Source organism: Nonomuraea sp. NPDC046570 (genome assembly GCF_040645915.1).
Taxonomy (GTDB): Bacteria; Actinomycetota; Actinomycetes; order Streptosporangiales; family Streptosporangiaceae; genus Nonomuraea.
The window spans coordinates 152,209-178,179 of record NZ_JBEYZF010000004.1 but is presented as its reverse complement, the minus strand read 5'-3'; the positions used below and the strand labels follow the sequence as shown (position 1 = coordinate 178,179).

20 protein-coding genes are annotated in these 25,971 nt (G+C 73.5%); 11 read left to right on the top strand and 9 right to left on the bottom strand.

Translation table 11 applies throughout. The features are described 5' to 3' along the window. Genes ABZ911_RS09110 through ABZ911_RS09095 form a run of 4 tightly spaced genes read right to left on the bottom strand, consistent with a single transcriptional unit; the run spans position 1 to position 8,934 of the window. Entirely contained in the window at positions 1–969 is a 969-nt protein-coding gene (locus ABZ911_RS09110; RefSeq protein ID WP_358053607.1) for a hypothetical protein, read from the bottom strand. After that, positions 966–5,711 (bottom strand): hypothetical protein, encoded by a 4,746-nt coding sequence (locus tag ABZ911_RS09105; RefSeq protein WP_358053605.1) that lies wholly within the window; start codon positions 5,709–5,711, stop codon positions 966–968. The genes ABZ911_RS09110 and ABZ911_RS09105 overlap by 4 nt, the downstream gene beginning before the upstream one ends. Continuing rightward, positions 5,708–7,660: a CHAT domain-containing protein gene (locus tag ABZ911_RS09100; RefSeq protein ID WP_358053604.1), complete on the bottom strand. Its 1,953-nt coding sequence runs from the start codon at positions 7,658–7,660 to the stop codon at positions 5,708–5,710. Before ABZ911_RS09100 ends, ABZ911_RS09105 begins: the two co-directional genes overlap by 4 nt. Beyond that, a complete protein-coding gene (locus tag ABZ911_RS09095; RefSeq protein ID WP_358053601.1) occupies positions 7,657–8,934 on the bottom strand; it encodes a hypothetical protein in 1,278 nt (425 codons plus the stop codon). Before ABZ911_RS09095 ends, ABZ911_RS09100 begins: the two co-directional genes overlap by 4 nt. 182 nt (positions 8,935–9,116) lie before the next feature. Between ABZ911_RS09095 and ABZ911_RS09090 the strand changes: the two genes are divergently transcribed. The 5 genes from ABZ911_RS09090 (at position 9,117) to ABZ911_RS09070 (ending at position 13,858) form a co-directional block, all read left to right on the top strand. Further along, on the top strand, positions 9,117–9,866 hold the full coding sequence (locus ABZ911_RS09090) for a LytTR family DNA-binding domain-containing protein (RefSeq protein WP_358053599.1): 750 nt from the start codon (positions 9,117–9,119) through the stop codon (positions 9,864–9,866). Then, a complete protein-coding gene (locus tag ABZ911_RS09085) occupies positions 9,863–10,276 on the top strand; it encodes a hypothetical protein (RefSeq protein WP_358053596.1) in 414 nt (137 codons plus the stop codon). The genes ABZ911_RS09090 and ABZ911_RS09085 overlap by 4 nt, the downstream gene beginning before the upstream one ends. Further along, positions 10,273–11,760: a cation acetate symporter gene (locus ABZ911_RS09080; RefSeq protein WP_358053594.1), complete on the top strand. Its 1,488-nt coding sequence runs from the start codon at positions 10,273–10,275 to the stop codon at positions 11,758–11,760. Before ABZ911_RS09085 ends, ABZ911_RS09080 begins: the two co-directional genes overlap by 4 nt. A gap of 161 nt (positions 11,761–11,921) precedes the next feature. Further along, positions 11,922–12,251, top strand: a complete 330-nt coding sequence (locus ABZ911_RS09075) for a DUF485 domain-containing protein (protein ID WP_358053591.1) — start codon at positions 11,922–11,924, stop codon at positions 12,249–12,251. Then, positions 12,248–13,858: a cation acetate symporter gene (locus ABZ911_RS09070; RefSeq protein WP_358053589.1), complete on the top strand. Its 1,611-nt coding sequence runs from the start codon at positions 12,248–12,250 to the stop codon at positions 13,856–13,858. The genes ABZ911_RS09075 and ABZ911_RS09070 overlap by 4 nt, the downstream gene beginning before the upstream one ends. Before the next feature lie 45 nt (positions 13,859–13,903). Here ABZ911_RS09070 and ABZ911_RS09065 read toward each other — a convergent pair whose 3' ends face one another. Together ABZ911_RS09065 and ABZ911_RS09060 are read right to left on the bottom strand one after the other, a co-directional pair. After that, positions 13,904–15,451, bottom strand: a complete 1,548-nt coding sequence (locus tag ABZ911_RS09065; protein ID WP_358053588.1) for an MFS transporter — start codon at positions 15,449–15,451, stop codon at positions 13,904–13,906. Between the two features lie 107 nt (positions 15,452–15,558). Further along, positions 15,559–16,131: a TetR/AcrR family transcriptional regulator gene (locus ABZ911_RS09060; protein ID WP_358053586.1), complete on the bottom strand. Its 573-nt coding sequence runs from the start codon at positions 16,129–16,131 to the stop codon at positions 15,559–15,561. 102 nt (positions 16,132–16,233) lie between these two features. On the opposite strand from ABZ911_RS09060, the gene ABZ911_RS09055 reads away from it, so the two are divergent. Then, a complete protein-coding gene (locus ABZ911_RS09055) occupies positions 16,234–16,779 on the top strand; it encodes a TetR/AcrR family transcriptional regulator (protein WP_358053584.1) in 546 nt (181 codons plus the stop codon). A 2-nt stretch (positions 16,780–16,781) separates the two neighbouring features. Here the strand turns inward: ABZ911_RS09055 and ABZ911_RS09050 are convergent, their stop codons facing one another. From ABZ911_RS09050 to ABZ911_RS09040, 3 genes are all read right to left on the bottom strand, one after another. Continuing rightward, a complete protein-coding gene (locus tag ABZ911_RS09050) occupies positions 16,782–18,278 on the bottom strand; it encodes a wax ester/triacylglycerol synthase family O-acyltransferase (RefSeq protein WP_358053582.1) in 1,497 nt (498 codons plus the stop codon). Positions 18,279–18,429: 151 nt separating this feature from the next. Then, positions 18,430–19,503: a sulfite oxidase gene (locus ABZ911_RS09045; RefSeq protein WP_358053580.1), complete on the bottom strand. Its 1,074-nt coding sequence runs from the start codon at positions 19,501–19,503 to the stop codon at positions 18,430–18,432. A gap of 113 nt (positions 19,504–19,616) precedes the next feature. Next, complete coding sequence (locus ABZ911_RS09040; RefSeq protein ID WP_358053578.1) at positions 19,617–20,951, bottom strand: glutamine synthetase family protein; 1,335 nt, start codon at positions 20,949–20,951, stop codon at positions 19,617–19,619. A gap of 84 nt (positions 20,952–21,035) precedes the next feature. Between ABZ911_RS09040 and ABZ911_RS09035 the strand changes: the two genes are divergently transcribed. Genes ABZ911_RS09035 through ABZ911_RS09015 form a run of 5 tightly spaced genes read left to right on the top strand, consistent with a single transcriptional unit; the run spans position 21,036 to position 25,966 of the window. Next, positions 21,036–21,845, top strand: a complete 810-nt coding sequence (locus tag ABZ911_RS09035) for an acetoacetate decarboxylase family protein (protein ID WP_358053576.1) — start codon at positions 21,036–21,038, stop codon at positions 21,843–21,845. Positions 21,846–21,880: 35 nt separating this feature from the next. Beyond that, on the top strand, positions 21,881–23,320 hold the full coding sequence (locus ABZ911_RS09030) for an aldehyde dehydrogenase (protein WP_358053574.1): 1,440 nt from the start codon (positions 21,881–21,883) through the stop codon (positions 23,318–23,320). Next, positions 23,308–24,213 carry a 3,4-dihydroxyphenylacetate 2,3-dioxygenase gene (locus ABZ911_RS09025; protein ID WP_358053572.1) on the top strand — a complete coding sequence of 302 codons (906 nt, stop codon included), beginning with the start codon at positions 23,308–23,310 and terminating at the stop codon, positions 24,211–24,213. Before ABZ911_RS09030 ends, ABZ911_RS09025 begins: the two co-directional genes overlap by 13 nt. Further along, positions 24,213–25,037 carry a fumarylacetoacetate hydrolase family protein gene (locus tag ABZ911_RS09020; RefSeq protein ID WP_358053570.1) on the top strand — a complete coding sequence of 275 codons (825 nt, stop codon included), beginning with the start codon at positions 24,213–24,215 and terminating at the stop codon, positions 25,035–25,037. The genes ABZ911_RS09025 and ABZ911_RS09020 overlap by 1 nt, the downstream gene beginning before the upstream one ends. Then, a complete protein-coding gene (locus ABZ911_RS09015) occupies positions 25,037–25,966 on the top strand; it encodes a TIGR03619 family F420-dependent LLM class oxidoreductase (protein ID WP_358053568.1) in 930 nt (309 codons plus the stop codon). Before ABZ911_RS09020 ends, ABZ911_RS09015 begins: the two co-directional genes overlap by 1 nt. Positions 25,967–25,971: the final 5 nt, after the last annotated feature.

Here is a 25,971-nt window from a genome sequence, read left to right as displayed (position 1 = left end):
TCACCCGAGCAGCGCGTCCAGGCTGAGGGTCTTGAGCTCGGGGTCGTCCCTGGACGGCAGGCGGTCGCGCAGCTCCCGCTCGGGAACGATGCCCATCGGCCTGGCCAGGTCGATCTCGTCGGCGATCATCTTGGCGACCCGCTTGCCGTCCCGGGGCACCAGGTCCGTCGAGTTCCACGCCCTGATGATCGCCTCCTTGCGTAGGGCCTCCAGCGTGTCCAGGTTGCCCCACAGGGCTGCCTCCGACGCCCGCCTGATCAGATCGGCGAGGACGGGCGTGATCGGGTCGTCGCGCTCCTCCCGGCACTCCACCCGCAGCACGAGGTGGTCGAGCTCGACGGGCTCGCCACCGGCCCGCAGCCGCCCCTCCACGATCTCCAGCGGCCCGGGCGGCTCGGGGGCGTCGATCACCACGAGGTGACCCGGCTGGACCGGCCTGCCGATCCCGCCCGGCGCCACCATGCTCCAGTGCACGCCCAGGATCGGCTGGTTGCCCGTCTCGGCCAGCACCGCCTCGAGGCCGTCGGAGATCTTCCCGGCGATGGCCGCCGCGCCCGCCAGCGGCGGCCCGACCAGCCCCGCCAGCGTGCCCAGCACGCGTACCGCCCCGCCCAGCGGCCCGGTCCGCGACACCTGGTACAGCCCGGCCTCCACGCCGACGATGCCGCCGAGGTAGGGCACCAGCGGCGAGATGTGCTGGTCGAGGTGGACGCCTGGGGTCGACCAGCTCGGGGCGGTCACCGTGCTGAAGGTGACGGGCTCGGTGCCGAGGAAGCTCAGCGTCACCCCGCCGTGCAGGGCGGGGAAGTGCTCGTTGCCCCAGGTCCTGCGCTGGGCGAGGAACCCTTCGGCCAGCCAGACCCGCAGGTAGCCCTCGCGCGGCAGCAGCGGCCGGGAGCCGGGCCCGGGCAGGAACGCCAGGTGGGTGTGCTCGGCCCGCGCGCCGAACCATGCGGACACTCGGCTCATCTGCTCTCCTCGAAGTAGGTTTCCGCCGGTAGGAACATGATCAGATCGAAGGCCGCGCGGTCTCCGCCGTCCGGCTCCTCCGCCTCGGTGACCAGCTCGCGCAGCCGCCGCAGGAGCGCCAGGTGGTTCCGTGTCCCGTGCCTGCTCCGCCAGGTCAGGGCCGCCTCCCTGCACAGGCCGATCGCCGCCCTGGCCGCCGCGTCCGGCAGCGGGGGCACGATGATGACGGATCGCGCGCCTGCCCGCATCAGGTCCCTGGCGAAGCCGACGAACCCCCTGCGGTCCTCGCCCAGCGGCCTGGCCCAGCCGTCGACGGGGTCGGCCTGCAGGACGACGAGGGCGAGGTCGTGCAGGGCCACGTCGCTGTAGCCGATGAGCTCGAATCCGCTGTCGGTACCGACGCGCAGGCGCCAGCCGTCGGCGGTCTCCAGGGGCGTGCCGACGAGGTGCCGGAGCATGCTCCGCAGGAGGGCGGGTCTTCTGCTGGGGAGGGGCGGGTTGAGGTGGGAGGGGCCGAAGTAGTGCTCCGAGCCTTCGGGCGGCTGCGGGAAACCGGGGACCGTGTGGGCGCGCCGGAACCAGATCGGCCAGTCGGGCTGGTCCGGCGGCAGTGCCCGGCCGAGCCACTGCTCCCAGTCCCGGTGTTCGAGGGTCGGTTCGACGTCCAGGCAGACCGCCTTCAGCCTCGGCCTGGGCAGGAGGCGGAGTCTGAGCGTGCCGTCGGGCGACAGCGGTTCCCGGCTGCGGAGCGGCTCCGGGTTCTGGGGTCTGAACAGCGCCAGGGCGTACTCCAGGTATCCGCCCCAGAGGGGTCCCCAGGAGACCATCGAGCTGAGGGGGGTTTCGGTCAGTTCGAGTTCGGCGGTGTCCGTGCGCCTGAGGGTCAGGGTCGCCGCGGTGGTCCTGTGGCGCAGCCGTACCGGGAGGAGCGCGCCCGCCCCGATCGCGGTGACCGCGGCCAGCGTCACGGCGAGCCAGCGCCACATGGGGGCGGTCTCCGGCCGCAAGAGCAGGGAGAGCAGACTCGCGGTGGTCAGCAGCGACAGGACGATCAGCGCGGTGCCGAGGGCGCGGGTCAGGCGGCGCGGCCCCGTGCGGCGGGAGGTCAACCATCGCTCACGCGCGGATCGGCGGGCGGTGTGCAGCTCGGGGGAGTTCCAGCTCGGGGAGAATCCGCCGTTGAAGCCGATGACCCGGTGCCGCCAGCCGCTACCCGACGGCAGCGGGATCGTGGCCGGGCCGGGCTGATCCTCCCAAGGCGTTTCATGCTCTCCGTCGCTCTCCTTGGACAGGGCGGCGGGAACCTCGGCGCGTCGCCGGGCGAGCCCCGCGAGGACCCGGGCCTGCCCGGCGTGGACGAGGTCTTCGGCCACGGCCAGCAGGTCCATCGCCTCCCACAGGACCGCTACCGCCCGCTCGGGGAACCGCAGGGCCAGCACTTCGCCCCAGGCCAGCAGCGCCCGGCCCCGCGTTCCCGGGTGGCGGTCGAGGTCCAGGGCGAGGAGCGCTCCGACGGGCTCGGGCGGCTTCGACCCGGGGAACAGCTCCGCGTACTCGCGCGCGCTCTCCTCGGACAGCGCGGCGGGAATCCCCTCCTCCTCGGCAGGAGGCGGCCAGGAGGGGAGGGCGCTCAGCCGCCGCAGATCCTGGCACTGCCACCAGCCGTACCAGCTCCCCGCCTCCTCGGGATCGGCCGGTCGCAGCCCCTCCACCAGGGTGAGCGTGATCCAGGCCTCCGCCCGCAGCAGCGGCGGGCCGTTCATCGCCAGGTTGAGCGCGGACGGGAGGTGGCGCATGTCGCGGGTCCTGCGGCACAGCCACAGCAGCGCGCGCTGGCACTCCTCCACCACCTCGGACTGGTCCGGGGAGGTCAGCGCGGAGTCGAGCCGGCGCCGGAGGGGGGCCGTCGCCAGATAGGGGTTGCCGCCGACGGCGCACGCCTGCGCCACGACGGTCAGGAGCGGCGGTATCTGGCGGTGGTGCCAGGCGCTCGGGCGCGGCGGGTCGCACCGCTCGATCCAGCGCTCGAGCGCCGCGAGCTCCGGATCGGGAATCGTGCCGCGCCCGTGCAGGTCCCACAGCTGGAGCGCCTGCTGCCGCTCCTGCTCGATGGAGGAGAGATCGGTCACCGCGTGGTCGAGATGGTAGCTGTCGTCCCCCTGCACGCAGGAGACCAGGAGCAGCACGTTGTTGCAGCGGCGCAGGAGATCGCCGGGCGGGATCCAGTCGGCCCACCGGGACGCGGCGGGCGGCTCGGCGTCCTCGGCTGCGAGCGTGTCCAGCAGGGCCCTGATCGCCCAGGGCTTGGCTCGCGGGTCACCCGTGCGCAGGGCGATCAGCGCGGCCTGGAGGAGCAGGTGGACGCGGGCGTCCGCGGCGACGGGAGCCTCCGCCAGTGCCTCGGGTGTGAACCTCCGCCACGAGGCGTCGTCGCCGCCCCGCGCCATCCACCCCTCCACCGCGGCAGCGACGGATCCCCCGGGCACGCCCTCGCACGCGATGATCGAGGGCAGCACCGCAGGGAGGTCGACGCCCTCGTGGTCGCCCGCGGCGGCCCGGCCCAGGATGGCGCGGGCGGCGAGGACGCGCGCGGTCGCGGGCAGCGGATGCCGGTCGGCGAGCCGCTCGACCTGCCGCCACAGCCTCGCCACCCCGCCCCTGCCGGTGTGGATCCTGGCCGCGGCCTGGGTGGCGAGCACGGCCGCCATGACGGACGGCGTGCCCGACTCCGCCCGCGCGCCCTCCTCCCCGCTCACCCGCGAGGCGATCTGCTCGGCCCACCCCCAGGCGTCCTCCTCCACCACCCGCTCCTCCAGGCTCTGCCACAGGTGGGCGGCCTCCTGGGGAGGCAGCAGGCGCACGGCCGTCGTCACGGTCGCCGCGGGCAGGCCGGAGACGGACGGCGCGGCGGCCACCAAGGCGGCGGCGTCGTGCCCGAGCCTGCCGGCGTGCAGCGGGAAGCGGGGGCGGTCGGCGGCGGTCACGGCCCGCAGCCGGTCGCGGAGGTTCTCGTCGACCTCGATCAGCGCCGGCCGCCCTTCGGCCGTCCCGACGACCCGTACCCACTCCTGGTCGGCCAGCCCCTCGAAGGCTCTGCCGGGATCTACGCCGAGCCGCTCGAACTCGGCCCGGACCAGCGCGCGGTCGAAGCGGCCGAGCTCGGCCGCCACGGCGAGGCAGCGGACCACGCCGGGATCGTTGATGCGGGCGACGATGCGGCGCTCGACGTAGGGGTCGCCGGTGGCCGCGGACAGCTCGGCGGGGTCGAAGTCCGGGTCGCCGAGCGCCCAGTCGGTGTAGCAGGCCAGATCGAACGGGGAGTGGCAGGTCTCGGACAGCGACCGCTCCAGCAGCGCCGCACGCAGGCGCACAGGCACGCCCCGGCGCTCCAGGTACTCCTCGGCCTCCGCCCGGGTGAACCCGGTGACCGGCACCACCCGGAGGTAGGGGCGCGGCGCCAGCGCGGGCCCGCCCGGCGCGACTCCGGGCAGCGGGGACATCGGCCGCGGGCCGGCCGGGGTCTCCGCGACGGCCGGCGCCCGCTCGGGCGGCAGGGACAGCGGCCGCCGGCCCGCCAGGATCACCCGTACGGCCGGCGCCCGCTCGTGCAGCATCTCCAGCATCCGGAACGTCATCTCGATCGCCGGAGCGGGCGCCCCCGGCGGATACAGCTTCGCCATCTCCTCGCACGTGTCCAGCACCAGCACCACCGGAGCGGGCAGCTCCTCGACGAACCGGGCGAACGCGGCCACCATCTCCACCAGCAGCGGCTCCTCCTGGTGAGGCAGCCGCGACAGTCCCTCGTGCAGGCGCTCGACGGTGTGCAGGAAACGGCGGTACCGCGCGTCGGCCTCCCGGGTGCCCGCGTGGCCGAGCAGGTCGACGGCCAGCGCCAGCAGCATCTCGCCCGGCCGGTCCTCCGGGTAGCGCGGGTCGATGTGGTCGAAGTCCACCCGGGCGACCGTGGGCTCGCCCGCCTCGCCGCCGCGCGCGAAGCCGCCCGACGACAGGCGGCGGATCAGCATGGTCTTGCCGACGCCGCCGAGCCCCAGCAGGTGGACCGCCCACGTGCCGGACGAGCCGAACAGGACCGAGCGGATCGCCGCCTCGATCTCCGCCCGCGGGTGGTAGTGCCGCAGGAAGTGGACGTCCTCCAGCCTCCGCCCCGCCTGCGCCACCCGCCAGCCCGCCCGCCTGGCCGAGTCGGCGAGATGCCCGCCCACCACCTCGCCCAGCGACTTCACGGTCGCCACCAGCCTGGCCGCGTCCGGCAGCAGGTCGTCGTCCGCGGGGGTCGCGTCCCGGAGCAGGCTCAGCCCCGAAGGGTCGTCGTGGTACTCGGTGGCGGCGCTGAGCCACGCGGGCGACCAGGCGGGCAGGTCCACGCCCTCGGTCAGGTGCTCCCTGAGCCTCCGGAGCTGGGCGTCGAGCACCTCGTGGTGGTGGCGCCGGAGGTAGGAGCCGAGCGAGGACCTGCTGCTCTCCCGGACCCAGAAGGAGATCTCCTCGGTGCCGTCGGCCCGCAGCACCGGCGCGCTCTCGATCAGCTCCAGTTCGCGCAGCCCGGCGAGCAGCTCGGGCAGGCGGCCCGGCGGGCTCAGCGGGAGGCGCAGGGCCAGCGACATCGGCCACTCCGGCAGCAGCGCGAGCCTGGCCAGCTCCTCGGGCGCGAAGGCGCCGAACACGGCGGCGTCCGCGTCCTGGCGGGCCCGCTCCAGCTCGGCGTGGAAGCCCTGCGTCATTCGTGCTTCAGTCCGTGCAGACGGGCGTAGGCCGTCCAGGCGCCCTCGTCGTCCTGCGGGCGGAGCTGCCCGTAGCGGGTGAGGATACGGGCGAGCTTGTACAGCGAGGCGCCGATGAGGGCGGGCCTGCCCTCGAACTCGTCTTTGAACGTCTCGCGCAGCGCGTGCCGGTCGTGGTCGGCGGTGGGCAGGTACACCTCCGGGTGGTCGGGCAGCCACGGGTTCAGCAGGACCCACTGGTAGCCGAGCGCGGCCTCCTCGTCCGACAGCGGCCGCAGCGGCATCAGCCGGTACGTGGACAGCCCCGACTGGTCGGACTCGAAGGCGCGCAGCGGTGCGCAGGCGTCGATCGCGGCCGTGGCGATCAGCGGCGCGGGGCGGGCGGGAGTGCCCAGGCCGCTCGCGGTCAGCAGGTCGAGCAGCCCCGGCGGCTGGATCCAGCCGAGCGCGCCCTCCCACAGGTGCAGGGCCTCGGCCAGGACGGCGACCCTGGTGTGCGCGCCGAAGGGCTCGCCCAGCACCCGCCCCGCGGTCTCGGCCAGGGCGTCCAGGTCGAGGGCCAGCAGCTCGGCGAGCTCGTCGGGCTGCGGCGGGGCCTCCAGCGCGCGGAAGTCCGCGATGGCCCTCAGCAGGGCGGACCGTTCCTCCCCGGTGCCGTCCAGCGTCCGGAGCCGCGGCAGCGGCAGGGCCAGTTGCCGCGCGGTCCGCACCGCCGTACGCAGGACGTCGGCCACGGCCTGGCGCAGCGAGCCGGGCGCGGTCTGGGCCATGATCGGCGCGATGAGCAGCGGCAGGTGACCGGCCTGCAGCAGCCGGAACCCGATCTCGCGCAGCAGCCGGGTCGCGCCGAGCTTGGAGAAGCCGCCCGTGGTCGTGGCGGCCAGCAGCGCCCGCTCGCGAGTGAACAGGGCGTCCACCTCGTCGAAGATGGGGCGGTGGCCGATGAACACCGGCCGCTGCAACAGGGTGAGCTGCTCGCCCATGCGCTTGACGGCGCGGGCGGGCGCCGGATCGAACGGCTGGAAGTCGGCGGTGACCTGGTCGCCGGTGAACACGATCGGCATCGCCCAGTCGAGCCGCTCGCCCGGATCGCTCTCCGCGCGCAGGGCCGCGCGCCGTCCGTGCGCCGCCGCCTCGGCGACGCTGTCGCCGTTGAGCAGGGCCCGCACCAGCCGCTTGGAGAACAGCCGGCAGGCCTGCTCGCCGATCTCGCCCCCCATCGCCACCACGATGGCCACGCCGCGTTCGATGAGCGCCGCGGCCAGCGACGAGTCGTCCACCCCCGCGGTGTGGCACGAACTCAGCACCACCGCGACCGGCCTGCGCTCACCCTCGGCCAGCGCCTCGGCCACCTGGTCGGCGGACTCGGGCCTGCCCGCGAACTGCAGGTACAGCCGCCCCCGGTGGTCGAGGTCGGCGTGCGTGACCAGGTGGACGAGATCCGGCTGCAGCGCCTCGCAGCGCAGCGCGAGCGCGTCCAGGGTGACGTTGTCCGCGATGCGGGCCATCGCCAGCCCCTGGGAGTCGCAGTCGCGGAGCAGCCCGAGGAACATCGCGCCCGCCCTGACCTCCGGGTGGGTGATCTCGGCTCCCGAGGCGAACAGGACGCGCGGGGTACGGCGGACGCGATCGGGCGCCCGCCACGCCGTCGGCAGGACCCGGGTGACGGCGACCAGCACGCCGGGATGGGCGGCGAGAGGGTGCTCGCCGTCGTGCATCGCCTCCCAGGCCCAGCGGTGCAGGTCCACCGGCAGGAGCAGGGCCAGCTCGAAGGCGCTGCGCTCCTGGGTGATCACGGGCCAGGCTTTGGCCAGGAGGGCGTCGAACAGCGCCCGGCCGTACGCGCGCGGGTCGTGGTCCTCGGACGGCAGCGTGCCCAGCGGGTACTCCAGGCCCTCGACGATCACCGTGGAGCCGAACACCCGGACCTCGACGCGGGGAAGGGTCACCGTCCGCCGCCGAGTACGCGCCCGGTCAGCCGCCTGGCCAGGTCCCGCACGGCGGGCTGTGGCGCGCTCGCGCCCAGGGTGCCCTCGCCGCCGCAGCGCGGGAGGTGGCCGACCAGGTTGGCGTGCACCCGCGCCGGATCGGCGGCGTGCCCCGCGACCCCCGCCGCCACCAGCTCCCTGGCCGCCTCGGGCCGGTCCAGCCCGGCGAACAGCGGCACCCCGCGGGCCAGCTGCCCCGCCCAGGCCGAGGCCCGCCCCGCGTCGGGCAGCCCGAGATCACGAAGCGGCCTGCCGCCCAGCGGCAGCCCCAGCAGCGCACGGGCGACGGCGGGGACCTCCGCCAGCCGCCGCTCCTGGGTCCGGCCGGCCCGGGCGAGCAGACCGTCCAGGTCCGGCTGCGCGGGCGCGGGCGCGCCCAGCCGCGCGCACAGCTCCGCCAGCAGCGCCGACCGCACCACGGGCGAGGGGTACGGCCCCGCCGGCCGGAGCATCGCCTCCTCCGGCCCGTGCTGGAGCTCGGCCACGAGCCAGCACGCCGCCGGCCCGATCATGACGGCGGAGTAGGCGTCCGCGAACGCCTCCGCCGCCCAGCCGATCCACTCCTCACCCACCTCCGCCAGCGCCGACCGCACCGCGTACGGCAGGCCGGGGTCGAAGTCGTGGTGGACGTGGTGGCCCGTCTCGTGGGCGCACATCCCCAGCCACCACGACTCCCGCGCCGCCCAGCCGGGCAGGCCGATCACCGGGATGGGCAGCTCGCGGACCAGCTCCTCGACGACGGAGTCCGCCGAAGGGCGCAGCCCCGCCGGAACCGCCGGCCGCGGCGTCGCACTCGCGGCGAAGCGGGCGTCCAGGTACGGCAGCGGCCCCGCCGCCGGGGTGCGCCCCGCGTGCTCGCAGGCGGCCCGCCAGCAGCTTCTGACGACCTCGTCGGCCGCCGCCAGCACCGCGTGCAGCCGGTCGTCCAGCCGCTGGTCGTACTTCTCGCGGTACCAGCCGAACAGCCGCTCGCCGACCAGCAGGCTCTCGTCCAGTTCCCTGCAGCGCTGGTAGGCCGGTCCGGAGTCCGCGGTCTGGAGAACCTTGAGCAGCTCGGACCTGATGGCGTCGAGGAGTTCGGCGAACAGCGTGTCCAGGATCGCGAGTTGTCGGCGGAAGCGCAGGAAGCGGGGGTCGTCACCACGCCCGGCCAGCCAGTGCGCGACCACGTCGCGGAGGGCGTCGGCGGCGGCGAGCGAGCGGTCCACCCTGGCTCGGACCCGTTCGCGCGACACCACAGGAAGATATGCCGCACGGCCCGGCCCGGGCGGGGCAATCGCCACACCTGTGATCGGCCCGTGACGGCACCCGCGAGCGGGCCGGGCGAGCCCGAATCCGCCAACGCGGAGCTGTGACCCGGTCGTGATGGCCTTGACGCCTCTTGTCTGTTTCATCACTCTCGTACGAAGGAGGACGAGTGACCGGTCTGCGTGTCCTGGCGGTGGACGACGAGCTCCCAGCGTTGGAGGATCTGTCGTACCTGCTGCGCGCCGACCCGCGGATCGCCGAGGTGGCCACCGCGCGGGACGGCGCCGCCGCGCTGCGCCTGCTGGACCGGGGCATCGCCGAGGGCAGGCCGATCGACGCGGTCTTCCTGGACATCAGGATGCGCGGGCTCGACGGCGTGGTGCTGGGCCGGCTGCTGTCGCAGTTCGCCAACCCGCCGCGGGTGGTGTTCGTCACCGCCTACGAGGAGCACGCGGTCGACGCCTTCGAGATCAAGGCCGAGGACTACCTGCTCAAGCCGGTACGCCCCGAACGCCTGGCCGAGGCGATCCGGCGGGTCTGCGTCTCGGCGGACGTGCCGGTGGACCCGGGGGAGGGCGACACGATCCCGGTGGAGCTCGGCGGGGTGACCAGGTTCGTCTCCACCGCCGACGTCATCTACGTGGAGGCGCAGGGCGACTACGCCCGCCTGCACACCGCGGGCGGCAGCCACCTGGTCCGCATCCCGCTGGCCACGCTGGAGGAGCGCTGGTCGTCGTCGGGGTTCGTCCGCGTGCACCGCAGCCACCTGGTCGCCGTCAGGCACATCGACGAGCTGCACATCGACTCGGGACGCTGCACGGTCCGGGTGGGCGACACCGAGATCCCGGTCAGCCGCCGCCACACCCGGGAACTGCGCGACCTGCTGGTGCGCAGGGCCAGGCGGGGGCGGCCCGAATGAGCGCCGAACCCCGGCCGGGCCGCAGGCTGCCGCTGGTCCGCGCCGACCAGCCGCGCCGGGTGACGGTCACCAGCCCGCGGACGGCCGCCGCCCGCCGCCCCCGCTACCCGGCCACCCGCGAGATCGACGAGCAGACCCACCTCGGCGAGCTGTACATGCGCTCGCTGGTGCGCACCCAGTTCCGGCTGGCCATGTTCGTCTGCACGGTGATGTTCTGCGTGGTGCTCGGCCTGCCGCTGATGTTCCTGCTCATCCCCGAACTGCGCGAGATCGACCTGCTCGGCGTGCCGCTGCCGTGGGCGGTGCTCGCGGGCCTGATCTACCCCGCCTTCGTCGTCGGCGCCTGGCTCTACGTCCGGCAGGCCGAACGCAACGAGCGCCACTTCGCCGACCTGGTCGAACGCCAATGACGCTGGCCGCCATCGTCGTGGTCATGCTCGCGGCCGTGCTGATCGGCGCGTTCGGCCTGCGCCTGTCGCGCACCACCTCCGACTTCTACGTCGCCTCGCGCACGGTCACCCCGCTGTGGAACGCCTCGGCGATCGGCGGCGAGTACCTGTCGGCCGCGTCGTTCCTGGGCATCGCCGGGCTGATCATGACGTTCGGCGCCGACATGCTGTGGCTGCCGGTCGGCTGGACCGGCGGCTACCTGGTGCTGCTGGTGCTCGTCTCGGCCCCGCTCCGGCGTTCGGGCGCCTACACGCTGCCGGACTTCGCCGAGGCGCGCCTGGAGTCGATGGCGGTCCGGCGCACCGCGAGCGTGCTCGTCGTGCTGATCGGCTGGCTGTACCTGATGCCGCAGTTCCAGAGCGCGGGCCTGGTCCTGCGCGAGGTCACCGGCGCGCCCGGCTGGGTCGGCGGGGCGCTGGTCGCCGCCGTCGTCGCGGTGAACGTGCTGTCCGGCGGCATGCGCTCGATCACCTTCGTCCAGGCCTTCCAGTACTGGCTCAAGCTCACCGCGCTGGCCCTGCCGGTGGTGTTCCTGCTGATGGCGTGGAAGGCGGACGGCGCGCCCGCGCTGTCCGCGCACGACGCGGCCACCTGGCAGCTCCCGCTGGCCAACGGCCGGGAGTACGGCCTCTACTCCACCTACTCGCTGATCCTGGCCACCTTCCTCGGCACCATGGGCCTGCCGCACGTGCTGGTGCGCTTCTACACCAACCCCGACGGGCGGGCCGCGCGCCGTACCACGCTGGTGGTGCTCACCCTGCTCGGCGCCTTCTACCTGCTGCCCGCGATCTACGGCTGGCTGGGCCGGATCTACGCGCCGGACCTGGCCCGCACCGACACCGTGGTGCTGGCGCTTCCCGGGCGGCTGGTCGACGGGCCGTTCGGCGACGTGCTCACCGCGCTGGTGACCGCGGGGGCGTTCGCGGCGTTCCTGTCCACGTCGTCGGGGCTGACCGTCTCGGTGGCGGGGGTGATCGCGCAGGATCTGCTGGGCGGCGGGGTGCGGTCGTTCCGGTGGGCGACGCTGGCGGCGGTGAGCGTGCCGCTGGTGCTCGCGCTGTGGGCCCGCGCGCTGCCGGTGGCCGACGTGGTCGGGCTGGCGTTCGCGGTGGCCGCCTCGTCGTTCTGCCCGCTGCTCGTCCTCGGCATCTGGTGGCGCAGGCTCACCTCGGCGGGGGCGCTGGCCGGGCTGTTCACCGGGGGCGGGCTGGCCAGCGCGGCGGTGCTGGCGACGATCATCGGCGGGCCGTACGACGGGGTGCTGAACGCGCTGCTGGCGCAGCCGGCGGCGTGGACGGTGCCGGTGGCGTTCACCGTCATGATCGTGGTCTCGCTGCTCACGCCGCAGGCGATTCCGGTGGGGGTGGCCAGGACGATGGTCCGGTTGCACACGCCGGAGATCCTCAACCTGGACAGGGGCGATTGGCGGCCGCGTTCGATGTGAGGCGACCACTCGTCGCGCTGAACGGACCTTTCACCGCATGCCGTACCCAACTGAACGCCACGCCGAGGCGGCTCACCGAAGAACCGGACTCGCCCCCTCCACGGCGGGTAGCTTGCGCTCTTACCTTGTGCGTGATCCGCATCACATCCCGTGGAGGTCTCGTGACCACCAAAGAACATGACACATCCGTATACGAAGAGGTTCAGGCCAGCAGCGAGTTCCAGGAGCTGAAGCGGCGGTTCAGGGCGTGGACGTTCCCGATGACGGTGGCGTTCCTGGCGTGGTACCTGCTGTACGTGGTGATGTCCGGCTGGGCGCGAGACTTCATGGGCGCCAAGATCCTGGGCAACATCAACGTCGCGCTGGTCTTCGGGCTGCTCCAGTTCGTGTCCACGTTCTGGATCGCCTGGGCCTACTCCCGGCACGCCGAGAAGAGGATCGACCCCATCGCCGACAAGCTCCGTCATGAGGTCGAGGAGAAGACGCAGTGAAGTCAGAGCTTCTCTCCACGATCCTCTTCCTGCTCTTCGTCGCCCTCACGCTGGGCATCACCGTGTGGGCCAGCAGGCAGACCAAGACCGCCGCCGACTACTACGCGGGCGGGCGCTCCTTCAGCGGCGTGCAGAACGGCCTGGCCATCGGCGGTGACTACATGTCGGCCGCCTCCTTCCTCGGCATCGCCGGCATCATCGCGCTGTCCGGCTACGACGGCTTCCTGTACTCGATCGGGTTCCTGGTCGCCTGGCTCGTCGCCCTCCTGCTGGTCGCCGAGCTGATGCGCAACTCGGGCAAGTTCACCATGGCCGACGTGCTGGCCTTCCGGATGAGCCCGCGGCCCGTCCGCACCGCGGCCGGCGTGTCCACGATCGTGGTCAGCATCTTCTACCTGCTCGCCCAGATGGTCGGCGCGGGCGCCCTGGTCGGTCTGCTGCTCGGCATCACCTCCGACGCGGGCAAGATGTGGACGATCATCGGCGTCGGCGTGCTGATGATCGTCTACGTGGTCGTCGGCGGCATGAAGGGCACCACCTGGGTGCAGATCGTCAAGGCCGTCCTGCTGATGACGGGCGCCGCGCTGATCACCCTGCTGGTGCTCGGCAAGTTCGGTTTCAACCTGTCGGCCCTGCTGGGCGAGGCGGCCGCACAGAGCGGCAAGCCCAAGCAGTTCCTCATCCCCGGCCTGAAGTACGGCACCGAGGCGCAGGGCCTGGCCGGCAAGATCGACCTGATCAGCCTGGGCCTGGCCCTGGTCCTGGGCACGGCGGGCCTGCCGCACATCCTCATCCGCTTCTACACGGTCCCGACCGCCAAGGACGCCCGCAAGTCGGTGCTCTGGGGCATCGGCATCATCGGCATCTTCTACCTGCTCACTCTGGTCCTCGGCTTCGGCGCGGCGGCCCTGGTCGGCAGCGCGAAGATCGCGGCGGCGGACCCGGCGGGCAACACCGCGGCGCCGCTGCTGGCCCAGGCGATCGGTGAGAGCTTCTTCGGCTCGGTCGGCGGCACCATCCTGCTGGCGCTGATCGGCGCGGTCGCCTTCGCCACCATCCTCGCCGTGGTCGCCGGTCTGACGCTGGCCTCCTCCTCCAGCTTCTCGCACGACCTGTACGCCCACGTGTTCAAGCGGGGCAACGTCACCGAGCGCGAGGAGGTGCTGGTGGCCAGGATCTCCGCGTTCGTCATCGGCGCCGTCGCGATCGTGCTCGGCATCCTGGCCCAGAAGCAGAACGTCGCCTTCCTGGTGGCGCTCGCCTTCGCGGTGGCCGCCTCGGGCAACCTGCCGGCGATCCTCTACAGCCTGTTCTGGAAGAGGTTCAACACGGCGGGCGCCGTGTCGGCCATCTACGGCGGCCTGGTCTCCGCCCTGCTGCTGGTGGTCTTCTCGCCGGTGGTGTCGGGGGCGAAGACGTCGCTGCTGAAGGACGTGGACTTCTCCTGGTTCCCGCTGAGCAACCCCGGCATCATCTCGATCCCGCTCGGCTTCCTGGCCGGCTGGATCGGCACGAGGCTCAGCAAGGAGTACAACGCGGCCAAGTACGCCGAGATCGAGGTCCGCTCCCTGACCGGCGTGGGCGCCGAGAAGGCCAGCGAGCACTGACCACCTGAGGGCCCGGCTCCGGCCGGGCCCTCTCGCCGGTGGCCTTCAGTGGTGGCCCTGCGACAGGTCCAGGTCGCGCGGGGTGATCCACCACACCACGACGGCGGCGAGCAGCATCAGGCCCGCGCCCGCCGCGCCGGTGATCGCCAGGGAGTCGCTGAAGGCCGCCTGCGCCTGCCTGGCCAGCTCGGCGCCCGCGGCGCCCGCCTCCTTGGCCACGTCGAGCGCGCCGCCGATGGACTCGCGGACCGCCTCGGTGGCCTCGCCGCTCAGGCCCTCGCCGGTCAGCCGGGACACCGGCAGGTCGGCCCGGTAGACGGCGCCCGCGACGGTGCCGAGCACGGCCACGCCCAGCGCACCGCCGATCTGGTAGCTCGTCTCCTCGATGGCCGCCGCGCTGCCCGCCTTCTCCGCGGGCGCCCCCGCCATGATCACGGCCGAGGCGATGGCCAGCGAGCCCATGCCCACGCCGACCAGCAGCAGCGCCACCGCGACCGGCGGGTAGCCGAGCGGGGCGGGCGCGACGAACAGCATCAGCAGGCCCAGCCCCGACACGACCAGGCCGCCGGCCAGCACCGTACGGGCGCCGATCCGCTCGGCGAGCGCCGGGGCGAGCGGCGAGACGACGAACGCGCCGACCGCGGTGGGCAGCAGGCGCAGCCCCGTCTCCAGCGGCGAGTAGCCCTGGACGAGCTGCATCCACTGCGCCATCAGCAGCATCATCCCGGCCATCGCGGTCTCGGTGGTCAGCGCCGCGATGGTGCCCGCGCTGAAGGACGGGCTGCGCAGCAGCCTGATCTCCAGCAGCGGGTCGGGCCGCCGCAGGCAGCGCAGCACGAACCAGACGAGGGTGACCGCCGCGACCAGGACGGCGGCCAGGGCGACGGGGTCGCCGAGGCCGTGCTTGCCGATCTGCTTGATGGCGTAGACGAGGGCGACCATGCCGGTGATCGACAGCAGCGTGGCGACCACGTCCCAGCGGCCCGGGTTCGGGTTGCGGGACTCGGGCAGCAGGAAGATCGCGGCGATGCCCGCCGCGGCCATCACCGGGACGTTCACCAGGAACGCGGCGTGCCAGGTGAAGTGCTCCAGCAGCAGGCCGCCCAGGATGGGGCCGAGCGCGCCGCCGACCGCGGCCATCGCCGCCCAGACGCCCAGGGCGGTGGCCCGCTCCCTGGCGTCGGAGAACAGCGTGCGGATCATCGACAGCGTGGACGGCATGATCATCGCGCCGCCGACGCCGAGCAGCGCCCGTACCGCGATCACCTCGCCGGGGCTGTCGGCCCACAGCACGGCCGTCGAGGCCAGGCCGAACACGGCGAAGCCGGCGATCAGCATCTTCTTGCGGCCCCACCGGTCGCTCAGCGCGCTGAGCGCGACCAGCAGCCCCGCGACCACCAGCGAGTAGACGTCGACCATCCACAGCAGCGAGACGGCGGTCGGGTGCAGGTCGGCGGAGATGGCCGGAAGCGCCACGTTGAGCACGGTGACGTCCATGACGACGAGCAGCAGGCTCGCCGACAGGACGGCCAGCCCCGCCCAGCGCCGGGGATGCGGCTGGAGGGCGGTGCCTGAGGCGGGGGCGAGTGTCATGGGTTCCTCATGGTGTGAAGTCGTCGTGCGCCCTGCCCACCGGGTTCGGCGAGAGGCGCGGTGATCGCCAGGCAGGGCGTCCCGTGGGGGGAGGCCCGCGGCGGAGGTTATGGGGTGTCTTGGGGGGTGGTGCCGTGGAGGAAGGTGTCGGCGAGGAGGCGGGGGACGTCGCGGCGGGCGACGTCGCCGCTGCGCAGGCTCTCCCGTACGGCGATCAGCAGGCCGTACACCGTGTTGCTCACCCACCGGGCGGGCTGGTCGGCGCGCAGCACCCCGGCGCGCTGGGCCGCCTCGAAGAACGCGACCTCGCGCTCCTCCAGCTCGTCCGAGCGGCGCAGCAGCTCGGGGTGGACGGCCATGGCGTGGTCGGTCAGCGCGAAGCCGTGCTCGTCGGCCGTGTCCACGAGCCCGGTGAGCATCTCGCGCAGGGTGGCGGCGATGCGCGCCGGGTCGGCGGACGCGGTGGCCTCGGTCAGGCCGACGGCCTCCTGGACCTCCGCCCACCGCTCCAGCGCCCGGCGGCCGAGCGCGATCACCAGGTCCTCGCGGCTGGTGAAGTGCCGGTGCAGGGTGGCCCTGCTGACCCCGGCGGCTTCGGCGAGCTGTGCCATGGACGCGGTGGGGTGCTGGTTCAGGTGGTGGATGGCCGCGCCGATGATCTGCTCCCGGCCCCGCGACATGCTACATCCCCGTTTCATTTGCGACAGCAATGTCTCATGCTACACGATGACCTGCCCTTTCCGGCATGGCCACCCCCGGGTGGTGGCGGCTATCGTTCGGCTGTGCCAGACCCCGACTCGCGTACGCGCATCCTGAACGCGGCCGAGGAGCTGTTCGCGTTCGGCGGCTATGCCGCGACCCCGACCGCCGTCATCGCCAAGCTCGCCCAGGTGCCCAAGGGCCTGCTGTTCCACTACTTCCCGCGCAAGATCGACGTGCTCGTCGCCCTGGTGGACGAGCGGACCCTGGTGGAGGAGAGCGGGGAGGTCGACGCGCTGCCCGGCGATCCGGCCGGGACGCTGTCGCGGCTGGCCAGGCGGCTGCCGCTGCGGGCCTCACCGGCGATGCGGCGCATCCTGTTCCGGGAGGCGGACACGCACGGCTCGGTGCGCGAGCGGCTCAAGCGGCTCAACGGCGAGCTGATCGGGCGGGCCCGGTTCGCGCTGGAGCTGGCGCTGCCCGGCGCGCGGGGCGACGCGGCCCGGCTGGAGGTGGCCGCGTCCACGTTCGCCGCGGTGCTGCTCTACCAGGAGAACCTCTGCCAGCTCACCGGCCACCAGATCGACCCCGACGCGGTCGCCGAGCTGATCGCGCACTCCCTGGCCTGACCTCAGCGGGACGCCACGACCTGCGCGTCCGGCCTGGTGGTCTTCGGGCCGGGCGCCGCCGGCGTGGGCAGGCGCAGCAGTTCGTCCATCGCCGCGTGCAGGTGGCCCATCAGGTCCCACCCGTCGCCGACCAAGTCGGGGCAGGTGAGCACGCCGAAGTCGAGGGCACCGTCGTAGGAGAAGCAGGTGATGTTCACCCCGCCGGTGATGTCGCTCAGCACGGAGACGGGATAGTACGACAGCACCCGGCCCCCGCCCAGGTACAGCGGGAACTGCGGTCCGGGCACGTTGCTGACGATCAGGTTGACCGGCGGGAAGGCGAGTGAGGCCAGCCGGAAGACGGCGGGGGTGGCCAGCGCGGTCAGCGGGGCGGGCAGAACCGAGCACAGCTCGTGCAGCCAGCTCGCCGGAGCCGTCGCGAACCGGCGCTTGGCCGCGTGCATCGCCGCGCCCACCGCGCGCAGCCGCTCGGCGGGATCGGCCACGTCGGTGGCGAGCGGCGTGATCATCGCGGAGAGCCGGTTGCCCACCCGATCGTGGGAGCCGGGCGTGCGGACGGCGACCGGGACCGCGGCGATCAGCGGCCGGTCGGGCAGTGCGCCGCGCTCGTCGAGCCAGGCCCGGAGGGCGGAGGCGCAGAGCGCCATGACCACGTCGTTGACGCTGAGGCCGTTCGCCCTGGCGACCTGCTTGACGTCCTTGAGCGGCACCGAGCCGTAGGCGAGACGGCGTTCGGCGGTGATGGGGCCGTCCATCGGCGTGTGCGGGGCGGTCAGCGACGGCAGCTCGGATCTGGGTCTGCGGTCGCCCGTGGCGCGGCGGGCCGCATCCGCGATCAGGCGGGAGCCGGGCAGCGCGGAGACGAGCGGGATGGCGTCCAGGTCGCAGGCCATCCTGGCCAGTGAGCGCAGCGCCCGCGCGGGGTGCGTCGCGGTGTGCACGGCGGCGCCGGCCAGCATGGCCGTCAGTCCGGGCGCCTCCTCGGTCGCGGGGGCGGGCGGCTCCACCGCGCGCGGCTCGGGCGACAGGTCGAGCAGCGTGGCCAGTGTCTCCGCGCCGGACACCCCGTCGATCGCCGCGTGGTGCACCTTGGTGTAGACCGCCACCCGGCCGCCGGACAGCCCCTTGATCAGGTGCATCTCCCACAGCGGGCGGGCCCGGTCGAGGTGCCGCGCGTGCAGCCTGGCCACCTCGTCGGCGAGCTGCCGGTCGCCGCCGGGGGCGGGCAGGGTGGTCTCGAACAGGTGGTGGCCGAGGTCGAAGTCCGGGTCGGGCGTCCAGTACGGGTGGTCGAGGCCGAAGGGGACCTCGGTCAGGCGCATGCTCAGCGCGGGCGACAGGTGCATCCTGGCGCGCAGCAGCGCGGCCAGCGACTCGCGGGTGACCGCACCGGAAGGAGCGCAGCTCGGGTCCAGGACGGCCACGCCCGCCAGGTGGGCGGCGGTCGTCGGGGTCTCGAAATGGAGGAACTGCGCGTCGAGTGCGGTCAGCTGGGACATCGGCCCTCCTTTTCGCCAACCCGGCCATCATCCGGCCGGACTGTTACCGGAACGTTTCCGCGAGAGTCTTTCAGATGAAATGGGTCATACCGTACGGCGACGGCGGCCTGTGGCGTCACGGCGCAGCTCAGGTGGCGGAAGTGACACTTCCCTATCTCCGGCCCTCCGAAACGAGGACCGGATGGCGCACGACCGCGTCGAAGTGGTAGCCGTGCGGATGCCGTTCGGCGCGGTCCGGCTGGGTCGCGCCGGTCTCGTCGGTGGCCCTGGCCAGCAGCAGGTGCGGCCCCTCCCGCAGGGGCGTCCAGCGCACGTGCCACGGCAGCCAGGCCCCGGCCAGGTGCGCGCCGTGGTGCTCGGCGAGCCGCCAGGTGGCGCCGCCGTCCACGCTCACCTCGACCCGGACGATCCGGCCATGGCCCGACCAGGACCGGCCGCGCAGCACGTACGGCCGGCCGGCCGTGAGGGTGGCGTTCCAGTCGAGCTCGAAGGCGCTCTTCACCGGCATCTCGGTGACGTCCGGGTAGAAGATCGTGTTCCACGGCGTCGACAGGGCCGTGGTGGCCACCTCGATCTCGCCGAGCCATTTGATGGAGGCGATGCCCACCCAGCCGGGCACGATGAGCCGGGCGGGGAATCCGTGGTCGGGGGGCAGTGGCTCGTCGTTCATCTCGTAGGCCACCAGGACGTCGTCGACCGCCTTGGCCACCGGCAGCGGCCTGCGCACGTGGCCGAGATCCCGGCCCTCGTGCACGTAGACCGGGTCGAGCCCGGTGGCCAGCACGTCGACGGCGTCCGGCCGCAGGCCCGCGCGTTCCAGCAGGTCGCGCAGCGGCACGCCGCGCCAGCGGGCCACCCCGATCGCGCCGAGACCCCACTGGGCGCCGGGGGCGCGCTCGTGCTGCTGGGTGGCGTAGAGTGCGCGGCCGTTGCCCGCGCACTCCAGGGCGGCGTCGATGGTGCGCGAGGGCAGGGCGAGCAGCTCGTCGTGGGTGAGCGAGAGGGAACGTTCCAGGCCGGGGCCGTGCAGGCGCAGCCGCCAGGTGGCGGCGTCGATGACGGGGGAGGAGGTGTGGTCGCGCACGAAGAACCGGTCGTTGGGCGTGTGGTAGCCCTGCCCGGCCATGGCCGCCCAGCGCGTCTCGGCGCCGGCCTCGTGCAGCGTGAACAGGTGATCGGGTGTGGGCTTGACGATCCCGCCGCGCCCGGTGCCGGCCAGCTTCATGACGCCACCTCCAGATTCCTCTATTTCCTACCAGCTAACCATGTAAACGAGGCGCGGGCACACCGCCCGCCGTGCCCGCGTCCTGTCCATGCTGGGTATATGCCCCGTCGGAGCTAGAGATGGTAGGCGTACTCGCGGAACTCCCAGTCCGTGACGTAGGCCGCGAATCGGTCCACCTCGGCCCGCTTGTAGGCCAGGTAGGCGGCGGTGAACTGCTTGCCCAGCACCTCCGCCAGGCCGGTGTCGGCCTCGAAAGCGTCCAGTGCCGCGCCGAGCGACAGCGGCAGCCGGGCCGACCGGGTGGCGTCGTAGCCGTAGCCCGCTGAGGGGGCGGGCGGTTCGATCCGGTCGCGGATGCCCAGGCAGGCGGCGGCCAGCACGGCGGCGATGCCCAGGTAGGGGTTGGCGGAGGCGTCGCCCAGCCGTACCTCCAGGCGGGTGGCCGGGCCGCGCTCGGGCGGGACGCGGAGCATGGCGGCGCGGTGGTCCAGGCCCCAGTCGGCCAGCCACGGCGCGGCGGTGCCGGGACCGAACCGCTTGTAGGAGTTGACGGTGGGGTTGAGCAGCGCGGCCATCGCGGGCGCGTGCGCGATCACCCCGCCGGTCGCGTGCCGGGCGGCCGGGGACAGCCCGTACGGCGCCGCCGCGTCCTCGAAGGCGTTGCGCCCGGCCCCGTCCAGGCAGGACAGGTGCACGTGGAAACCGGAGCCGCCGCCGTCGTTGAACGGCTTGGCCATGAACGTGGCCCGCAGCCCGTCCGCCCGGGCCAGCTCCTTGATCGAGCTCTTCAGCCGGAAGGCGCGGTCGGCCGCCTCGCCCGCCGCCGAGTGGCGCAGGTTCAGCTCGAACTGGCCGCCGGAGAACTCGTGGTTGCCCATGGTCACGCCGAGGCCCAGATCGCGCAGCGTCCGCAGGGTGCGCAGCAGGTGCGACCCGGCGTCACCCCGGCGACCGGTCGTGTAGACGTTGCCCGCCTCGTCGTCGTACGGCCGCCAGCCGTTCCCGTCCGGCTCCAGCAGGAAGTACTCCAGCTCGGGGCCGACCACCGCGCTCAGCCCCAGCTCGCCCAGCCGGGCGACGGCGGCGGCCAGCACCTGGCGCGGCGACTCGGCGAACGGCTCGCCCGTGGCCGGATCGACGGCGTCGCCCAGGCAGTGCGCCACCCCCGGCTCCCACGGCAGCTCGGCCAGCGTCGACAGGTCGGGCAGCACGCTGATGTCGGGCAGGCCCCGGTCCAGCCCGCCGGGCACGTCGACCGTGTCGCCGCCCGGCGAGGTGTAGTAGACGGCCCGGCAGAACGACAGGCCGTTCGCGGCGACCTCGGGCAGCCGCTCCAGCAGCACGTCCTTGCCGCGCTCGGTGCCCAGGAGGTCGGCGAAGCCGACTCTGACCACGTCGACGCCCCGCCCGGCCAGGCGCTCGACGATCCCCTCCACCGGCTCGCCCACGTCACCACCACCTCATACTTGTTTGGATCCAAACAATATGGCTGAATGGGCACGGCGAACAAGGGACCGTCCGAAGGAGGCGACGTGGCCGTAGTGCGCGGCTTCTATCCACCCAAGACCGCCACGGGCCGCTCCGCGCTGGTGCCGGGCCCGCCGTGGTTCTACTCGGGAGACCTGCTGACCGTCGAGTACCGCACCCACCCGGACAGGGTGGCCGAACTGCTGCCCGAACCGCTGGACCCGGCGCCGGAGGACCCGGGGGCGGTGGCGGTGATCTGGGCCGACTGGCAGTCGTGCGCGCAGGACGGGGAGGAACTGCTCGATCCGGTACGGGCCCAGTACAAGGAGTGCTTCGTGGTGGTGCGCTGCGCCTACCGGGGGCGGACCTACTCCCGCTGCGTCTACATCTGGGTGGACAAGGACTTCGCCGTCGCCCGCGGCGTACACCAGGGGTATCCGAAGAAGCTCGGCTCCATCCACCAGACCCGCCCGCACCCCTACGGCCGCGCCGCCCCGCGCCTCGCGCCCGGCGGCACGTTCGGCGCGACGCTGGCCGCCGCCGACCGCCGCCTCGCCCAGGCCGTGGTACGGCTGCGCGAACCGAGCGAGCACAACGGCTTCGTCAACGCCCACCCGATGGCCCACCACCGCTGGCTGCCCTCCATCGAGCCCGGCGGCGGCCTGGCCCTGGACGAGCTGGTCGCCAGCTCCGGCGCCACCTTCGAGGGGGGCGGGGCCTGGGCGGGCGAGGCGCGCATCGAGCTGTTCGAGGCGCCGACCGAGGAGCTGGCCGCGCTGGAGGTGGAGGAGGTCATCGGCGGCTACTACCGCCAGGTGGGCGTGTCCTGGAACGGCGGCACCCTGCTGGAGTCGGGCACCTCGGGCGCCCGGTGACTTGTTTGGTATCAAATGATTTTCGGAGGACGGGTATGGCTGCACTCGCCGTCGACGGCGGGCACTGGATCGGCGGCGAGCGGATCTCCTCGCCCCGCACCTTCGACGACCTCTCGCCCATCGACGAGAAGGTGATCGCCACGGTCGCCAGAGGCGGGCCCGGCGAGGTGGCCGCCGCCGTGGACGCCGCCGCCAAGGCCTTCCCCTCCTGGGCCCGCACCAGCCGGGAGGAACGGGCCCGGCTGCTGCACGCGATCGCCGACGGCGTGGAACGGCGGCTGACCGAGCTGGCCGAGACCGAGACGCTGGACAACGGCGCGCTGCTCCGCTCCCACCTGCGCGGCGTCATGCCCAGGGTCGCGCACAACTTCCGGTTCTTCGCCGACCGGCTGCTCGGCCTCGGCCACGACGACTTCGAGACGCGCGGCCACCGCAACCACGTGAGCTGGGACCCGGCGGGCGTCTGCGCGCTGATCACCCCCTGGAACGCCCCGCTCATGCTGGCCACCTGGAAGATCGCCCCCGCGCTCGCGGCGGGTGACACGGTGGTGCTCAAACCGGCCGAGTGGACCCCGCTGACCGCCTCGCTGCTGGCCGACGTCACCGCCGAGGCGGGCCTGCCCAACGGGGTGTTCAACATCGTGCAGGGCTTCGGCGAGGAGGCCGGGGCCGCCCTGGTGGCCGACCCGAGGGTACGGCGGATCAGCTTCACCGGCTCCGTCCCGACCGCGCGCGCCATCGCCGCCGCGGCCGCGCTGAACCTGACGCCGCTGTCGCTGGAACTCGGCGGCAAGTCGCCGCTGCTCGTGTTCGCCGACGCCGACCTGGACCTGGCCGTGGACCTGGCGGTGGAGCAGTACGACAACGCCGGGCAGGTCTGCCTGGCCGGGACCAGGCTGCTGGTGGAGGAGGAGCTCGCCGGGGAGTTCACCGCCCGGTTCACGGCCAGGGCCGCCGCGCTCGTCCAGGGCGACCCGCGCGACCCGGCCACCGACGTCGGCCCCAACATCCACCGCGCCCACCTGGAACGGATCGACGGCTTCGTCCGCCGGGCCAGTGCCGAGGGCGCCACCGCCGTCCTCGGCGGCGAGCCCAACGGCGACCTCGGCGGCCTCTACTACCGGCCCACCCTGCTCACCGGCGTCCGCCCGGACAGCGAGATCGTCCGCGAGGAGGTCTTCGGCCCCGTCCTCACCCTGCAGACCTTCCGCGGCGAGGAGGAGGCCGTCGAACTGGCCAACTCCACCCGGTACGGCCTGGCCGCCACCCTCGTCACCGGCTCGCCCGAACGCGCCGGCCGGGTCGCCGCCCGGCTGGTGGCCGGGACCGTCTGGGTCAACTGCTTCTTCGTCCGCGACCTGCGCGCCCCCTTCGGCGGTTCACGGAACTCGGGCGTCGGCCGCGAGGGCGGCGACTGGAGCTTCGACTTCTTCTGCGACCTCAAGAACACGGTGACCGCGCCATGGGCGAGATAGCCGGAGCGGGCCTGCTGGCCCATGTGCCCACCATCGTGCTGCCCGAGGCCACCCGCCGCGAGCTCAACGAGGGCCGGGAGATCACCCTCGTCACCGGGCTCAGGAGGCTGCGCGAGGAGGTCTTCGACACCGTCGAGTACGACGCGGTCGTGGTGCTGGACTCGCACTGGGCCACCACGGTGGAGTTCGTCGTCACCGCGCAGCAGCGGCGGGCCGGGCTGTACACCTCCGAGGAGCTGCCCCGGGGGATGTGCCGCATGCCGTACGACATGCCGGGGGATCCGGAGCTGGCGCGGCTCATCGCGGCGGGGGCCGGGCGGCACGGCACCTGGATCACCGCGATCGACGACCCTTTCCTGCCCGTCTACTACGCCACCGTCAACCTCTGGACCTATCTGGGGGTGCCGGGCAAGCCGTGGCTGTCGATCGGCGTCTGCCAGACCGGTGACACCGAGGACCACCTGCGGCTCGGCCGCGCGCTCGGCGAGGCGGTGCGCGCCTCGGGCCGCAGGGTGCTGCTGATCGCCTCGGGCGCGCTCTCGCACACCTTCTGGCCGCTGCGCGAGCTGCGCGCCCACGAGTCCTCCGACCCCCGGCACCTCCGTACGCCGCAGGCCCGCGCCGCCGACCTGGAGCGCATCGGCTGGTTCAAGGCGGGCGACCACGCCAGGGTCCTCGACACCATGCCGGACTTCCTGCGCTTCAAGCCCGAGGCGCGCTTCGCCCACTACTTGATGATGGCCGGGGCGCTCGGCGAGGGCGACTGCACCGCGCCGGCCCGGCAGTACGGCGAGTACGAGAACTCGATCGGCACCGGCCAGGCGCTGCTCTGGTTCGACCGGCCCGCCGAAGGATTCCCCGCCCCGCACGCCACCCTCCGAAGGAGCCGCTGATGACCGAACACCGCAGGATCCTGCTGGACGGCGCGGCTACCCGGGTCCGCCGGGAGGGCGAGCTGCTGCTCAGCCCGGACGGCAGGACCGTCGCCGCCGACCAGGCCGTGCACCTGCCCCCGTGCGAACCCACCAAGATCATCGCCGTGCACCTGAACCACCGCAGCCGGGTGCGCGAGTTCAAGGCCACGCTGCCGCCCGCCCCCACCTACTTCCACAAGCCCATCTCCTCGCTGAACGCCCACGGCGGGGCAGTGGTGCGGCCGGAACGCTGCCGCTACCTCAACTACGAGGGCGAGGTGGCCATCGTCATCGGCCGCACCGCGCGAGACATCACGCCGGACGAGGCGGCCGGCCACATCGCCGGGTACACGATCGCCAACGACTTCGGCCTGCACGACTTCCGGGACACCGACGCCGGGTCGATGCTCCGGGTGAAGGGCTCCGACACGCTCTGCCCGCTCGGCCCCGGCCTGGTCACCGGCTGGGACTTCCGCGGCAAGACCATCCGCACCCTCGTCAACGGCCAGGTGGCCCAGGAGGGCGACACCGGCGAGATGGCGTGGGACATGCACTACCTCGTCGCCGACATCGCCCGCACCATCACCCTGCGGCCCGGCGACGTGCTGCTGTCCGGCACCCCCGCCGGGTCGCGCCCGGTCGAACCGGGCGACGTGGTCGAGGTGGAGGTGGAGGGACTCGGCACGCTGCGCAACCACGTCGTCGCCGGGCCCGCGCCGATCCGCGACGGCTTCGGCGCGCAGCCCACCGCCTCGGCCGAGGTCGTCTCCACCGCGCTCGGCGGCGACTGGGAGCACCGCTGATGGCCGCGCCCCGGATGCTGCTCATCCTCAGCGAGAACTGGACCATGACCTCCGGCCGCGACCTGGCCGCCCTGGTGCGCTGGTCGCGCGAGGCCGAGGACGCCGGCTTCGACTCCGTCATGATCAGCGAGCACGTCGTGCTCGGCCCCGACGCGGGCACCCTCGGCCTCATGGCCAACCCCCGCGAGTACGCCGCGCCGGGCAACCAGGACCCCGCCACCTCCTGGCCGAGCTCGCTGATGCTGCTGAGCGCGATCGCCGCGGTCACCACCCGGCTGCGGCTGGTGGCCGGGGCGGTGCTCGCGCCGCTGCGCCACCCGCTGCCGCTGGCCAAGGACCTGGCCACGCTGGACCTGCTCAGCCAGGGCCGCCTCGTCGTGCTGCCGACGGTGAGCTGGAGCAGGGACGAGTACGCCGCGCTCGGCGTGCCGTTCGAGCGGCGCGGGCGGCTGCTGGACGAGCACCTGGCCGCCTGGGAGACGCTGTGGCGGGACACCCCGGCGAGCTTCGACGGGCCCGCCTACCCGTTCCGGGACGTCTACCTGGAGCCCAAGCCGTACCGGCCGGGTGGTCCCGAGCTGTGGTTCGGCGGGTCCACGCTGCATCCGGCGCTGCTGCGCCGCATCGTCAGGTACGGCCACGGCTTCAACCCCCTCGGCCGCCCCGCCCCCGCCGAGCTGGACGCGCTCGCCCGCGCCATGCGGGAGGCCGGGCGGGATCCCGCCGAGCTGGAGATGGTCGGCGGCACCCGCGCCGTCTTCCCCGGCCCCGACGCGGTGGCCGACCTCGACCGGGCGCTGGACACCATCCCCGAGCAGATGGCCCAGGGATTCGGCACCTTCTGCGTGAAGCCGTCCCAGTTCACCGACGACCCGTACGACGTGGCCGCCTTCTGCCGCAGGGTGATGTCCCGGGTGTCCCCGCCCTGAGCCGG

What these genes read in the sequence shown, in the direction of transcription:
- ABZ911_RS09110 (WP_358053607.1), bottom strand. Translation starts at nt 969, where the DNA reads ATGAGCCGAGTGTCCGCATGGTTCGGCGCGCGGGCCGAGCACACCCAC.
- ABZ911_RS09105 (WP_358053605.1), bottom strand. Translation starts at nt 5,711, where the DNA reads ATGACGCAGGGCTTCCACGCCGAGCTGGAGCGGGCCCGCCAGGACGCG.
- ABZ911_RS09085 (WP_358053596.1), top strand. Translation starts at nt 9,863, where the DNA reads ATGAGCGCCGAACCCCGGCCGGGCCGCAGGCTGCCGCTGGTCCGCGCC.
- ABZ911_RS09080 (WP_358053594.1), top strand. Translation starts at nt 10,273, where the DNA reads ATGACGCTGGCCGCCATCGTCGTGGTCATGCTCGCGGCCGTGCTGATC.
- ABZ911_RS09065 (WP_358053588.1), bottom strand. Translation starts at nt 15,451, where the DNA reads ATGACACTCGCCCCCGCCTCAGGCACCGCCCTCCAGCCGCATCCCCGG.
- ABZ911_RS09060 (WP_358053586.1), bottom strand. Translation starts at nt 16,131, where the DNA reads ATGTCGCGGGGCCGGGAGCAGATCATCGGCGCGGCCATCCACCACCTG.
- ABZ911_RS09050 (WP_358053582.1), bottom strand. Translation starts at nt 18,278, where the DNA reads ATGTCCCAGCTGACCGCACTCGACGCGCAGTTCCTCCATTTCGAGACC.
- ABZ911_RS09045 (WP_358053580.1), bottom strand. Translation starts at nt 19,503, where the DNA reads ATGAAGCTGGCCGGCACCGGGCGCGGCGGGATCGTCAAGCCCACACCC.
- ABZ911_RS09030 (WP_358053574.1), top strand. Translation starts at nt 21,881, where the DNA reads ATGGCTGCACTCGCCGTCGACGGCGGGCACTGGATCGGCGGCGAGCGG.
- ABZ911_RS09025 (WP_358053572.1), top strand. Translation starts at nt 23,308, where the DNA reads ATGGGCGAGATAGCCGGAGCGGGCCTGCTGGCCCATGTGCCCACCATC.
- ABZ911_RS09020 (WP_358053570.1), top strand. Translation starts at nt 24,213, where the DNA reads ATGACCGAACACCGCAGGATCCTGCTGGACGGCGCGGCTACCCGGGTC.
- ABZ911_RS09015 (WP_358053568.1), top strand. Translation starts at nt 25,037, where the DNA reads ATGGCCGCGCCCCGGATGCTGCTCATCCTCAGCGAGAACTGGACCATG.